Below are 12,764 nucleotides of genomic sequence, written 5' to 3'. Positions count from 1 at the left end.
CATTTGACGCCAAACGCCGGCTCGGCCTCCCGCGTCAATTCGGTGCCTTGAAGCGTATTGGCTCGACGACAATCCCGACTGGTGAGGCAAGCAAGAGCCGCTGTCGACCTCAAGTCCGCGCCAGCAGCGCCTCGACCTCCTGCAGCGTCGGCATGGACGGCGCAGTGCCGGGGCGAGTCACCGAAATGCCGGCGACGGCGCAGGCGAACTTTACCGCCTGCAGCGGCTCGACGCCTTTCGCCAGGGCCCCCGCGAGGCCGCCATTGAAGGCATCGCCGGCGCCCGTCGTTTCCACAACCGGCCCGGCATTGACGGCGCCTACATGGTCGGAACGATCCTTTGTGTGGAGCAGCGCGCCCTTCTCGCCAAGCGTGACGATGACCGCGCCGACACCTTTCTCGAGCAGGCTGTCGGCGGCGCGGCGGGCGTCGTCGATGGACGACACCTTGATGCCGGTCAGTTCCTCGGCCTCGGTCTCGTTGGGCGTGACATAGTCGCAAAGCGTATAGATGCGGTCGGGCAGCCTGGCGGCCGGGGCCGGGTTGAGGATCGTCGTCACCCCTGCCCCGCGCGCGATCTCGAGCGCCCTCAGCGCAGCCTCGATCGGCTGCTCGAGCTGGGTGACGAAGACGCCGGCCGAGCGGATGAGGCCGGCATGGGCATCGATGTCGGCGGGCGAGATCAGCATCGCCGCGCCCGGACTGACGATGATGGCGTTGTTTCCGGTCGTCTCCTCGACGAAGATATAGGCAGCGCCGGTGTAGCTGTCCGGGGTGTCGATGACCGCCGCCTTGACGCCGGCCGCTTGCCAGGTGTGCCTGGCCATGTCGGCGAAGGCATCGACGCCGAGCCGGGTCAGGAAGGTGGTGTCGGCGCCCAGCTTGCCGGCGGCGACCGCCTGGTTAGAACCCTTGCCGCCTGGGCCCAGCTTGAACGAGTTGCCGAGGATGGTCTCGCCCATGCGCGGCTGGCGGTCTGCGCGGTAGGCGGTGTCGGCGACGAAGACACCCAGGATGACGACAGGCTTGCCGGCGGCCATCGCCCTACTCCGCATCCGGCGGAATGACGCCCTTGCGGAAGGCGAAGCAGCCATAGAAGCGGCGCTCGCCTGTCTGGATGACGCAATAGGCCTTCTTGGCGCGCTCGTAGAAGGCGTAGCGCTCGATCGAGATCATCGGCCAGGCCTTGCCCTCGGCCTTGTCGATCTCCTTCTGCACCTCCTTCTGCACCGGCGGGATCTCGTCAGGATTGCCGACGATCTCCATGCGGGCGGCCGCGTCGTCGACAAAGCTGTCCAGCGGATAGAGCGACAGCACCGCCTTCACCACCTCCGCCGCCGGCGCGTCGATGCGCAGCAGATAGCCGAGCTCCGTCTGGCGGGCGACCGAATCGGCCGGGAAATTGGTGTCGCAGATGATCAGGTCGTCGCCGTGGCCCATCGCCCGCAGTGCCTGGAGCACGTCGGCATTGAGCAGCGGATTGATCCCTTTGAGCATGGCAGTCCTCGCAAAAAATCTGTTGGAGATCAGAGCCGGTTGCCGGTCTCTGCGTCGAAAAGGTGAAGCTGGTCGAGACGTGGCCGAAGATGCAGCGTGTCGCCCGGCTTGAAGTCGTGGCGCTCGCGGAACAGCGCCACCATCTCGCTTTCGCCGAAGCGCACGAAGACCAGGGTCTCGGAGCCGGTCGGCTCGACCACGGAAATCCTGGCGGCGACGCCGTCGGGATGGATTTCGAGATGCTCGGGCCGTACGCCGTAGACGACGTTCTGCCCGTCCCTGGCGGTGCTGCCGGGGGCAAGCGGAAACGCTGTGCCGGATATGTCGACGACCGGCTTGTCGCCCTTGCGCACGACGCCCTTCAGAAGGTTCATCGCCGGCGAGCCGATAAAGCCGGCGACGAAGAGGTTGGCCGGACGGTCGAACAGCTCCAGCGGCGCGCCGACCTGCTCGATTCGGCCGTCGCGCATCACCACGATCTTGTCGGCCATGGTCATGGCCTCGATCTGGTCGTGTGTGACGTAGATGGTCGTTGTCTTCAGCCGCTGATGCAGTTCCTTGATCTCGGTGCGCATCTGGACGCGCAGCTTGGCGTCGAGATTGGACAGCGGCTCGTCGAACAGGAACACCTGCGGGTTGCGCACGATGGCGCGGCCCATGGCGACGCGCTGGCGCTGGCCGCCGGAGAGCTGGCGCGGATAGCGCTTGAGATAGGGCGCGAGGTCGAGGATGTCGGCGGCGCGCTTGACCCGCTCGGCGACGATCGCCGGATCGGTCTTGCGCAGCTTCAGCGCGAAGGCCATGTTCTGCTCCACCGTCTTGTGCGGGTAGAGCGCGTAGTTCTGGAACACCATGGCGATGTCGCGCTTCGCTGGCGGCAGATTGTTGACGACGCGCTCGCCGATCGCGATCGTGCCGCCGGAGACGGTTTCCAGCCCGGCCACCATCCGCAAGAGCGTGGACTTGCCACAGCCGGAAGGACCGACCAGCACGACGAACTGGCCGTCGGCGATATCGACGCTGACATCGTGCAGGACCTTGACGGGTCCGAACGCCTTGGCCACATTGGTGATCGCGACTTGAGCCATCATCTCCCCTATCGTTTTCGGTGAAGCTAGCCATTGCCAACGGCAAGGGCAAGTCAGTATATTATAGATAAAAAGCCATTCCTGTTGACAAGGTAATCGATTACGCGAATAGTGGCGAGCGCAAAATCCGATGATCGGTGCTTTGCCGGAAATCGGATCTCCACGCGACGCAGGGTGGGGTCCCACGTCCCCATATGGTATAGGAGAAACGCAGACGTTTCGGCGTCCGATAGGTTGGCACGTCAAATTCACGGCTTTTGTTCTGGGAGGAATGTAGATGAGAGTCGGTCTTTACGAAAAACTGGTCCGCGCGGGTGCCACCCGGCGTGACATTCTCAAGGGCGCGGCCAGCATGGCCGCGATCGCCGCGGCTTCAGGCGCCGGCCTCGGCGCGCTGACCCGGCCGGCCGCCGCGGCCGACGATCTGCGCGCGAAGATCCTGCAGATCCCCGGCGTCGGCAAGGGTCAGCCGACCGATGCCGATTTCCAGAAGGTCGGCGAGCTCTGCCTCGAAGCCACCAAGGCCAACGTCAAGGAAGGCGAGTTCGCTGGCGTCGAGCTCACCTTCATGGGCCTCAACAACCAGAACCTGCACAATGTTCTGTTCCGCGGCTTCCTGAAGCCGTGGGAGGCCTATACGGGTGCCAAGATCAGCTGGATCGACCTGGCGCAGGCCGACTACAACGCCCGCCTGCAGCAATCGATCGCCACCGGCACCGTCGACTTCGACATCATCGAGATGGGCGCGCCCTTCGAAGGCGATGTCTGCGGCAAGGGCCTCACCTCCGAAATGCCCGACTGGGTCAAGAAGCAGATCGATTTCGACGACCTGGTCAACTACCTGAAGCCGCCGGTCGGCACCTGGAACGGCAAGCAGTACCGCGTCACCATCGACGGCGACGCGCACAACTTCAACTACCGCACCGACGTGTTCGCCGATGCCGATCTCGCCAAGGCGTGGAAGGAAAGCGGCGCGACGACAGAATGGGGCGTGCCGAAGACCTGGCAGGAAGTGCAGGCCGTCACCAAGTTCCTCAAGGGCAAGCAGTTCAAGGGCCAGGACGTCTATGGCTATCTCGACGCGCCCAAGCCCTGGGGCGGCTTCGGCTTCTACTTCCTCGGCAGCCGCGCCAGCGCCTATGCCAAGCATCCCGACGACAAGGCCTGGCTGTTCGATGCCGACACGATGAAGCCGCGCATCAACAATCCGGCGTGGGTGCGGGCGATCCAGGACGTCATCGACGCCCTGCCCTCGGAGCCGCCAGACCAGATCAACGCCGATCCGAACACCACCGGCTTCCAGCAGTTCCTGGCTGGCACCGGCTCGATGATCCCGTGGTGGGGCGACATCGGCTCCAACGTCAAGACGAACGACTCGTCGGTCATCGGCGACGTCACCGGCTTCTCGATCCTGCCCGGCTCGGACGACGTCTACAATTCGAAGACCGGCCAGTGGGACAAGCTTGCCAGCGGGCCGAACTACTCGCCGAACTGCGCCTATCTCGGCTGGGGCGTCTATGTCATGGCCCGCGTCGACAGCGACGAGAAGAAACAGAAGGCGGCCTGGTCGGCGGCGGCCCATCTCGGCGGCAAGGACCTGTCGCTCTGGTGCGCGGCCTATCCGTCGGGCTTCCAGCCGTACCGCAACAGCCATTTCAACATTCCGGAATGGGTGGCGGCGGGCTACGACGAGGCGTTCATCAGCTCCTACCTCAAGTCCGAGGGTGACAGCTACAACCATCCGAACGCGGCGATCGAGCCACGCATCCCCGGCATCTTCCAGTACTACAGCGCCGCCGAGGACATCCTGGCCAACACCTTCGCCGGCAAGATGAAGGCGCAGGAAGGCGCCGATGCCATCGCCGCCGCCTGGGAGAAGCTCACCGACCAGATCGGCCGTGAAAACCAGATCAAGCTCTACAAAGCCTCGCTCGGCGTGTAGCCTGATCGCATGATGAACCGGGGTCCGGCGACGCGTAGCCGCCGGACCCCGTTTTGACCGGCCAGCCGGTCGCTTTGTATCGACGGACGGGACGCGTGGCTGACCAGACCTTGCCCACCAATGCATGGCCGGCAAACGGCGTTCCAGCCGATCTGATCCCACCCGGCCGCAAGCGGCTCGGTTTCGCCTTGATGGCCGCGGCGACGCTCGGCCTGCTCGCCGTCATCGCGCTGCAGATCCTCTACAAGACGGAAGTCACCACGCTCGGCTTCGATACCTGGCGGCCGATCGTCTATGCCTATGTGCTGTGGGGCGTGGCGCTGGGCGTCGGTCAGGTGCTGACGCGCGGCGAGGACGGTCAGCGCGCGCTTTTCCTGCTTCCCGCGCTATTGTTCACCATCGCCATGGTGGTGTTCCCGACGTTGTTCGGCTTCTACATCGCGCTGACGGACTGGAACCTTAGCTCCTTCTCCGGCCGCAAATTCAACGGGCTCGACAATTTCTGGCAGATGCTGGCCGACCCATACTACCGCAACGCGCTGTTCAACATGGTGCTCTACGTGCTCGCGGTGTTCGTCGAATACATCATCGCCTTCGGCCTGGCGCTGCTCCTCAACGCGCAGATCCGCGCGCGCAAATTCTTCCGGGTCGTCTTCCTGATGCCCTTGATGCTGTCGCCGGTCGCGGTGTCATGGATGATCGGCAAGTCGCTGATGGAGTATCGCTTCGGTCCGGCCGCGACGCTGGCGCGACATCTCGGCTGGGACAATCCAGCCTTCTTCTCCAATCCGATCACCGCGCGCATCTCGATCATGGTGCTGGACGCCTGGACCTTCATCCCGTTCATGATGATCATGCTGCTTGCCGGCCTGCAGGCGATGTCGCGCGAGGTGCTGGAGGCGGCCCGCGTCGACGGCGCCACCACCTGGCAGACGTTCTGGCAGGTCACCTTCCCGCTGATGCTGCCGGTGTCGGTGACGGCGGTGATCCTGCGCATCATCTTCAAGCTGAAGCTGGCCGACATCATCATCACCGTGACGTCGGGCGGCCCCGGCGGCGCCACGGATTCGGTGTCGAGCTTCATCTACCGCGAGTACCGCGACCGCTCGAATGTCGGCTACGGCACGATGCTGGCCATGGCCTATCTCGTCATCATCATCGTGTTCGTGACCTGGCTGCTGAAATTCGCCAGCCGTTTCGTGCGCAACGTCAACTGAGCGGCCGGCAACATGAGCGTCCAGACCACCGACTATTCCGTCTCCGAAATCAGCTCGCCGGCGAGCTTCCTGACCAGCCGCGTCTTCATCTATGGCGCGCTGGTGTTCTGGTCCTTTATCTGCCTGTTCCCGATCTACTGGACGATCACGACGTCATTCAAATCGGCGGTCGACGTCACCCAGGGCCATCTGATCCCCTTCGTCGACTTCCAGCCTGACTGGAAGGGCTGGCGCTCGCTCGGCCTGTCGCCGGACTCGATCACGCAGACCTCGACCGTGCGCGACGAGTTCTTCAAGCGCTTCATGAATTCGGTCATCGCCTCGGTCGGCGCGTCCGGCCTCGCCATCATCATCGGCAGCCTCGCCGCCTACGGCCTGACCCGCTACCGCTACCACTTCGCCTGGTTCAAGAACGAGGACATATCCTTCTTCTTCCTGTCACAGCTGATCCTGCCGCCGGTGGTGCTGGCGCTGCCCTTCCTGGTGCTCTACCGCGAGGTCGGCCTGCTCGACACGCGCGTCGGGCTGATCCTGCTCTACACGCTGATGGTGCTGCCGATCGTCATCTGGATTATGCGCGACCAGTTCAACTCGATCCCGGTCGAGCTCGAGGAAGCAGCGCTCGTCGACGGGCTGTCGATCTGGGGAGCTTTCTTCCGCATCGTCATGCCGATCGCGCTGCCCGGCATGGTCGCCGCCTTCATCCTGGCGATGGTGCTGTGCTGGAACGAGTATTTCTTCGCCGCGCTTTTGACCTCGACCGACGCCAAGACCATTCCCGTCATGGTGGCGAGCCAAACCGGGTCGCAAGGCATCAACTGGTGGTCGATGGCCGCACTCGCCACCGCCGCCATCACGCCGCTTGCCGTCATCGGCATCCTTCTGGAACGCTACCTGATCATGGGCATGACGGCCGGCGCGGTGAAGTAGCGCTTCAGCCCGCTGGTTGCCCCAGGAAGGCGGAGCTTATCCGGTCGCGAAACATCTCGGCGGTTGCGGCGGCGCCGAAATCGCGCGTCTCAAAACGCTCGCCCTTCAGCGTCGTCAGGACCACCGAGAAGGTCGGGCCGCCGCTGTCCCATTCGATCGTGCGCAGACCGAAATCGGCAATGTCGTCAGGGCCGAGACGATAGCGGCGCAGGAAGAACGGATTGCGCGTCACGATATCGATGCGACCGGAGCTGACGATCCAGCGCACCGCTGGACTGAAGAGCGCGGCGAGCGCAAGCGGGATGCCGACCGCATAGGCGCCGAGGATGATGAACAGGAAAAAGGGGCTGGCAAAGTTCGGTGGCCAGACGCCGCGATAGAGCTCCCAAGTAGGGACGATGATGCAAAACAGACCGGCAAGGCCAAGGAACAGGCGCTTGGCGACGTGCATCGGAACGTCGTGCCGCAACCGTCCATCGCTGCCGATCTCGTCCATTCCGGCCCCCTTAGCCCGGCGATCATGGCGGCGGATGATGAAAATAGGCGTAACGATCCGGAAGGCGCGTTTCTGTCGGGCGTGGCCAGACGCTGCTCGCCGCGTCAGGCCGACAGGAGGGCACGCAGATGCTCAAGGATCATGGCGACGCCCTTCCTGCCCAGCTCTGCCGAAGCTTCCGACGCGCTCGCCGTGTACCAGCTTGTATTATCGGCGAAGCGGCCGGCGTCGACCGCTTCGGGGCACAGCGCCAGCATCAGCGAGGTTTCGCCGATGCCGGCATGGTCGAACGGGTACTGGCCGTTCATGGCGGCCGACATCAGCGGATGCACCTGAACCCAATTGAAGAAGTTCTCGCCCTTGGCATGGCCTGCATAGTAGTCGGCCATTGTTTCGGAACCCCACCAGCCCTCGCCGCGCTGCTTTTCCAGGAAGCGGAAGATCGCCTGTCGGCCGGCGGCCTTGAAAGCGAGGTCGGTCGGCATGCCGGCGGTGAAATTCTCGGTCTGGTGGTGGATGATGGCGTGGATGTTGCGAAAGCCGATGCGCAGCAGGCTGAAGAACAGCCCCTCGGCGAACGGCGCCAGCTGATTGCCGCCGACCTGCACCGAGCCGCCGCCTTCCGGCGGCGCCACCGCATAGCTCGCGGCGCCATAGTAGAAGGCTGGCAGAATAACGATGTCGGCCTCCTTCTCGAACAATTCCAGTGTCTTGACGACGGCCAGCGTGTCCATGCCGACGGCCATGTGCTCGCCATGATACTCGAGCACGCCCAGCGGCAGGACGACCGGCCAGTTTTCGGCGATCGCCTTGCGGATCTGGTGCGGCAGCATCAATTCGTAACGCATCGCCCCTACTCCATATTGGTGTGGCGGGCGCGCATCGCCTCCGGCGAGGCGCCGGTCAGGGCCTTGAGCTTCAGCACCATCACTTCGAACAGCAGGAACAGCGCGCCCTCGAACAGCGAGCCCATCGGCAAGACGGAGGTCTTTGCCGCGCCCTGGTCGCTGGCCATGGTCTGCGCCGGGATCAGCAAGGTGAAATCGGCGAGCCTGGCCGCGCTGCTTCCGCTTTCGGCGGTGACGAGCAGGACCTTTGCGCCCGCATCCCGCGCAACCCGTATCAGGGTCAGCACCGTCGTGGTCTCGCCCGGCCCGGAACTGACCAGGAAGACGTCGCCCTTGCCCAGCGGCGGCGTGGTCATGTCGCCGACCACCGACACCGGCAGGCCGAGATGGTAAAGCCGCATGGCGAAACCCTTGACCTGCAGCGCCTCGCGGCCGCAGCCATAGACGGCGATCCTGCCGGCCCCGACGAGCACTTCGCAGGCGGCGTCGATGCCGGCCCCGTCCACCTTGGCCAGCACGCCGCCGAGTTCCTCCAGCGCGCTCGCGAACAGATCCGTACCGGCCTTGGTCATGATGGCTTCACCAGTTTGCCCAGGGGTTGAAAAGGTGGAAGCTTCTGGTCACGCCTTCCCGGGAAAGGCTTGTTTTTGTTCATGCTATCACCGCGAAAATGCCTGTCCAACGGCCGTCGGCGCTTTTGCTGTACCACGGGCGTGATAGTGTCATGTCAGACAAATCAGCCCCAGGAAAACTCCACGACATGAAGACACGGCATTTCGACCGCATCGGCAATGGCGGCATCGACTTCACCGAACTCGGCTTCGGCACGGCGCCGCTCGGCAACCTCTATCGCGCCGTCTCCGACGAGGACGCCCATGCCACGCTGGAAGCGGCCTGGAACACCGGCTGCCGCTACTTCGACACAGCGCCGCTTTACGGTCTCGGCCTCTCGGAAACCCGGCTCAACCCGTTCCTGCGCGGCAAGAAGCGCGACGATTATGTGCTGTCGAGCAAGGTCGGGCGCCTGATGCGCGCCTGTCCGCCGGCTGAGCGCACCGGCATCGGCAAGTTCTTCGACACGCCGTCGCGCCGGGAGGTCTACGACTACAGCTATGACGGCGTCATGCGATCCTTCGAGGCTTCGCTGGAGCGCCTCGGCGTCGACCGCATCGACATCCTGTTCGTCCACGACGTCGACATCTTCACCCACGGCAGCAAGGAGGCCTCCGACCGGCGCATCGAGGAGTTCATGACCTCCGGCTATTATGGTCTGCTTTCGCTGCGCGACCAGGGCGCGATCAGGGCCTTAGGCGGCGGCATCAATGAATGGCAGGTGTGCCAGACATTGGCCGAGCGCGGCGATTTCGACCTTTTCCTGCTGGCAGGACGCTACACGCTGCTGGAGCAGGAGGCTTTGCAGTCCTTCCTGCCGCTCTGCCAGAAGCGCGGCATCGGCATCGTGCTCGGCGGCCCCTACAATTCCGGCATCCTGGCCACGGGGCCGAAGCCGGGAGCCTTCTACAACTATTCGGAGGCGCCGAAGGACGTGCTCGATCGAGTGGCGCGCATCGAGGCGGTTTGCAAGCGCCACGGCGTGCGCCTCATCGAGGCGGCGTTGCAGTTCCCGCTGCAGCATCCGTCTGTCGTGTCGGTGATCCCCGGCGGCCAGCGGCCGGGCGAGGTCGAAAGCAACCGCGCGTTGCTCGACGTCAAGCTGCCCGAAGCTCTCTGGAGCGATCTGAAGCAGGAAGGGCTGCTGCGCGCGGACGCGCCGACGGGCTGATCTGCCGTGCTGGCGGTGGCAAAAGAAAAGCCGGGCAAGCCCGGCTTTTCTGATCTTTAAAGAAAAAGGTCTTAGTTGACCGCGTCCTTGAGGCCCTTGCCGGCCGAGAATTTCGGCACGGTGCGCGCCGGAATCTTCACCTCGGCGCCGGTCTGCGGGTTGCGGCCGGTCGAAGCAGCGCGTTTTGACACGGTGAAATTTCCGAAGCCGACAAGCCGGACATCGCCGCCCTTCTTCAGTTCGCCAGTGATCACGGAAAACACCGCATCGACGGCTGACTGCGCGTCACCCTTCGAAATGCTCGCGGCATCGGCGACAGCGGACACCAGTTCGTTCTTGTTCATCAAAATTCCCTTCCATGAGAAAACCGGAACTTTCGACTCATCCGGCAGGAAACGGACTTTAGAAAGAAGCGTTCCTGCAACCAAGTCGAAAAAGCGGAAAAAATCCGAAAAAAGCCCGGAATTCCGGGGTTTTTCACATTAAAAAGCCGGGCGCGAGGCCCGGCTTTCGTTTTGTGCGCTGCAACTTTAGCCAAATCTAATGCGCAAGCGACTTTCCGGCATCGTCGCCGCTGTCGGCCGCGGCCGGGGCGTTGACCGGCTCGACCCACTCGATCGCCTCCGGCATCCGCACCAGCGCGTGACGCAGCACTTCGCCGACCCGCGAGACCGGAATGATCTCCATGCCGTTCTTCACGTTGTCCGGGATCTCCGCCAGGTCCTTGGCGTTGTCTTCCGGGATCAGCACCTTCTTGATGCCGCCGCGCAGCGCGGCCAGCAGCTTCTCCTTGAGACCGCCGATCGGCAGCACCCTGCCGCGCAGCGTGATTTCGCCGGTCATCGCCACATCGGCCTTGATCGGAATACCGGTCAGCACCGAGATGATGGCGGTCGCCATTGCCACGCCGGCCGACGGGCCGTCCTTCGGGGTTGCCCCCTCCGGCACGTGGACGTGGATGTCACGCTTGTCGAACAGCGGCGGCTCGATGCCGAAATCGAGAGCGCGCGAGCGGACATAGGAGGCCGCCGCCGAGATCGATTCCTTCATCACGTCGCGCAGGTTGCCGGTCACCGTCATGCGGCCCTTGCCGGGCATCATGACGCCTTCGACCGTCAGCAGTTCGCCGCCGACTTCCGTCCAGGCAAGCCCGGTGACGACACCGACCTGATCGTCAGCCTCGACCTGGCCGAAGCGGTAGCGCGGCACACCGAGATAGTCGGCGAGATTGTCGGCGGTGATGGTGACCGACTTCTTCTTCGTCTTCAGGATCTCGGTCACCGCCTTGCGCCCGAGCTTCATCAGCTCGCGCTCCAGGCTGCGCACGCCCGCCTCGCGGGTGTAGGTCTGGATGATGCCGCGGATCGCGTCCTCGCCAACGGAGAACTCCTTCGGCTGCAGCGCGTGATCGCGGATCACCTTCGGCATCAGGTGCCGCTTGGCGATCTCGATCTTCTCGTCCTCGGTGTAGCCGGCGATACGGATGATCTCCATGCGGTCCATCAACGGCGCAGGGATGTTCAGCGTGTTCGCCGTCGTCACGAACATCACGCTCGACAGGTCGTATTCGACCTCGAGGTAATGATCCATGAACGTCGAGTTCTGCTCGGGATCGAGCACCTCGAGCAGGGCCGATGACGGGTCGCCACGGAAGTCCTGGCCCATCTTGTCGATCTCGTCGAGCAGGAAGAGCGGGTTGGACTTCTTGGCCTTCTTCATCGACTGGATGACCTTGCCGGGCATCGAGCCGATATAGGTGCGCCGGTGGCCGCGGATCTCGGCCTCGTCGCGCACGCCGCCAAGCGCCATGCGGATGAACTCGCGGCCGGTCGCCTTGGCGATCGACTTGCCGAGCGAGGTCTTGCCGACGCCGGGAGGACCGACGAGGCACAGGATCGGCCCCTTGATCTTCTTCTGGCGGCTCTGCACGGCGAGATACTCGACGATGCGGTCCTTGACCTTGTCGAGGCCGAAATGGTCGGTGTCGAGCACGTTCTGGGCAAAGGCCAGGTCGTGCCTGACCTTGGAGTTCTTGCCCCACGGGATCGACAGGATCCAGTCCAGATAGTTGCGCACGACGGTCGATTCAGCCGACATCGGCGACATCGTCCTGAGCTTCTTCAACTCGGCTTCCGCCTTCTCGCGGGCCTCCTTGGAGAGCTTGGTCTTCTTGATGCGCGCCTCGATCTCGGCGGCCTCGTCGCGACCGTCCTCGCCTTCGCCGAGCTCCTTCTGGATCGCCTTCATCTGCTCGTTGAGGTAGTACTCGCGCTGCGTCTTCTCCATCTGGCGCTTGACGCGCGAGCGGATGCGCTTCTCCACCTGGAGCACGGAGATCTCGGCTTCCATGAAGCCCATCGCCTTTTCCAGCCGTTCCTTGACGGAAAGCGTGGCCAGCATCTCCTGCTTCTCGGGGATCTTGATGGCAAGGTGCGAGGCAACCGTGTCGGCGAGCTTGGAATAGTCGTCGATCTGGCTGGCGGCACCCACCACTTCGGGCGAGATCTTCTTGTTCAGCTTGACGTAATTCTCGAAGTCGGTGACGACCGAGCGGGCCAGAGCCTCGATCTCGACCTCTTCCTCCTCCGGCTCGACCAGCGCCGAAGCACGGGCCTCGTGGAAATCGGGACGGTCGGTGAACGAGACGATCTTGGCGCGCGAGGCGCCTTCGACCAGCACCTTCACGGTGCCGTCGGGAAGCTTCAGCAATTGCAGCACGTTGGCGAGCGTGCCGATATCGAAGATGGCATCGGGCTCGGGATCGTCGTCGGCTGCGTTCATCTGGGTCGCAAGCAGGATCTGCTTTTCCTGACCCATCACCTCTTCCAGCGCCTTGATCGACTTTTCGCGCCCGACAAAGAGCGGAACGATCATGTGCGGAAACACAACGATGTCGCGCAGCGGGAGGACCGCGAAGACGCCGTCGCCGGGAGCCCTGGATGTTTTGGCCATTGTCCAACCTTT

At 63.8% G+C, this 12,764-nt stretch carries 12 protein-coding genes; 4 read left to right on the top strand and 8 right to left on the bottom strand.

Going from position 1 to position 12,764, the window contains the following annotated elements:
- Positions 1-109 precede the first annotated feature (109 nt).
- The 3 genes from rbsK to ugpC are packed head-to-tail and all read right to left on the bottom strand — an operon-like array spanning position 110 to position 2,584.
- The gene (gene rbsK / locus EN846_RS21810) at positions 110-1,039 is read right to left on the bottom strand and encodes a ribokinase (RefSeq protein WP_127394091.1); all 930 of its coding nucleotides are present in this window, start codon (positions 1,037-1,039) and stop codon (positions 110-112) included.
- 4 nt (positions 1,040-1,043) lie between these two features.
- Positions 1,044-1,496: an RbsD/FucU family protein gene (locus tag EN846_RS21805; protein ID WP_126054886.1), complete on the bottom strand. Its 453-nt coding sequence runs from the start codon at positions 1,494-1,496 to the stop codon at positions 1,044-1,046.
- 29 nt (positions 1,497-1,525) lie between these two features.
- Entirely contained in the window at positions 1,526-2,584 is a 1,059-nt protein-coding gene (ugpC, locus tag EN846_RS21800) for a sn-glycerol-3-phosphate ABC transporter ATP-binding protein UgpC (protein WP_127394092.1), read from the bottom strand.
- 277 nt (positions 2,585-2,861) lie between these two features.
- Here ugpC and EN846_RS21795 point away from each other — a divergent pair, with 277 nt between their 5' ends.
- The 3 genes from EN846_RS21795 to EN846_RS21785 all read left to right on the top strand — a co-directional run bounded on the left by EN846_RS21795 (position 2,862) and on the right by EN846_RS21785 (position 6,673).
- Positions 2,862-4,526, top strand: a complete 1,665-nt coding sequence (locus EN846_RS21795) for a sugar ABC transporter substrate-binding protein (protein ID WP_127282112.1) — start codon at positions 2,862-2,864, stop codon at positions 4,524-4,526.
- A gap of 95 nt (positions 4,527-4,621) precedes the next feature.
- Positions 4,622-5,743, top strand: a complete 1,122-nt coding sequence (locus EN846_RS21790; RefSeq protein ID WP_127282113.1) for a sugar ABC transporter permease — start codon at positions 4,622-4,624, stop codon at positions 5,741-5,743.
- Between the two features lie 12 nt (positions 5,744-5,755).
- Complete coding sequence (locus EN846_RS21785; RefSeq protein ID WP_126054889.1) at positions 5,756-6,673, top strand: carbohydrate ABC transporter permease; 918 nt, start codon at positions 5,756-5,758, stop codon at positions 6,671-6,673.
- Positions 6,674-6,677: 4 nt separating this feature from the next.
- Here the strand turns inward: EN846_RS21785 and EN846_RS21780 are convergent, their stop codons facing one another.
- From EN846_RS21780 to EN846_RS21770, 3 genes are all read right to left on the bottom strand, one after another.
- Positions 6,678-7,169, bottom strand: coding sequence for a hypothetical protein (locus EN846_RS21780; RefSeq protein WP_135913954.1), 492 nt, complete (start codon positions 7,167-7,169; stop codon positions 6,678-6,680).
- A gap of 104 nt (positions 7,170-7,273) precedes the next feature.
- Positions 7,274-8,017, bottom strand: a complete 744-nt coding sequence (locus tag EN846_RS21775; RefSeq protein WP_127393709.1) for a creatininase family protein — start codon at positions 8,015-8,017, stop codon at positions 7,274-7,276.
- A 5-nt stretch (positions 8,018-8,022) separates the two neighbouring features.
- On the bottom strand, positions 8,023-8,589 hold the full coding sequence (locus EN846_RS21770; RefSeq protein WP_128346714.1) for an SIS domain-containing protein: 567 nt from the start codon (positions 8,587-8,589) through the stop codon (positions 8,023-8,025).
- Positions 8,590-8,777: 188 nt separating this feature from the next.
- Here EN846_RS21770 and EN846_RS21765 point away from each other — a divergent pair, with 188 nt between their 5' ends.
- A complete protein-coding gene (locus EN846_RS21765) occupies positions 8,778-9,800 on the top strand; it encodes an aldo/keto reductase (protein WP_127394175.1) in 1,023 nt (340 codons plus the stop codon).
- 71 nt (positions 9,801-9,871) lie between these two features.
- On the opposite strand, the gene EN846_RS21760 is transcribed toward EN846_RS21765, so the two are convergent.
- The gene (locus EN846_RS21760) at positions 9,872-10,144 is read right to left on the bottom strand and encodes an HU family DNA-binding protein (protein WP_006201846.1); all 273 of its coding nucleotides are present in this window, start codon (positions 10,142-10,144) and stop codon (positions 9,872-9,874) included.
- A 196-nt stretch (positions 10,145-10,340) separates the two neighbouring features.
- Positions 10,341-12,752, bottom strand: a complete 2,412-nt coding sequence (gene lon, locus EN846_RS21755; protein WP_127282117.1) for an endopeptidase La — start codon at positions 12,750-12,752, stop codon at positions 10,341-10,343.
- Positions 12,753-12,764: the final 12 nt, after the last annotated feature.

This window comes from Mesorhizobium sp. M4B.F.Ca.ET.203.01.1.1, assembly GCF_004791025.1.
GTDB lineage: Bacteria > Pseudomonadota > Alphaproteobacteria > Rhizobiales > Rhizobiaceae > Mesorhizobium > Mesorhizobium abyssinicae.
The sequence above is the reverse complement of the archived record's forward strand: the minus strand, read 5'-3'. Positions and strand labels throughout refer to the sequence as shown.

Bases quoted from the DNA above. Each gene is read 5' to 3' on its own strand.
- rbsK (WP_127394091.1), bottom strand. From the start codon at position 1,039: ATGGCCGCCGGCAAGCCTGTCGTCATCCTGGGTGTCTTCGTCGCCGAC.
- EN846_RS21805 (WP_126054886.1), bottom strand. From the start codon at position 1,496: ATGCTCAAAGGGATCAATCCGCTGCTCAATGCCGACGTGCTCCAGGCA.
- ugpC (WP_127394092.1), bottom strand. From the start codon at position 2,584: ATGGCTCAAGTCGCGATCACCAATGTGGCCAAGGCGTTCGGACCCGTC.
- EN846_RS21795 (WP_127282112.1), top strand. From the start codon at position 2,862: ATGAGAGTCGGTCTTTACGAAAAACTGGTCCGCGCGGGTGCCACCCGG.
- EN846_RS21785 (WP_126054889.1), top strand. From the start codon at position 5,756: ATGAGCGTCCAGACCACCGACTATTCCGTCTCCGAAATCAGCTCGCCG.
- EN846_RS21780 (WP_135913954.1), bottom strand. From the start codon at position 7,169: ATGGACGAGATCGGCAGCGATGGACGGTTGCGGCACGACGTTCCGATG.
- EN846_RS21775 (WP_127393709.1), bottom strand. From the start codon at position 8,017: ATGCGTTACGAATTGATGCTGCCGCACCAGATCCGCAAGGCGATCGCC.
- EN846_RS21770 (WP_128346714.1), bottom strand. From the start codon at position 8,589: ATGACCAAGGCCGGTACGGATCTGTTCGCGAGCGCGCTGGAGGAACTC.
- EN846_RS21765 (WP_127394175.1), top strand. From the start codon at position 8,778: ATGAAGACACGGCATTTCGACCGCATCGGCAATGGCGGCATCGACTTC.
- EN846_RS21760 (WP_006201846.1), bottom strand. From the start codon at position 10,144: ATGAACAAGAACGAACTGGTGTCCGCTGTCGCCGATGCCGCGAGCATT.
- lon (WP_127282117.1), bottom strand. From the start codon at position 12,752: ATGGCCAAAACATCCAGGGCTCCCGGCGACGGCGTCTTCGCGGTCCTC.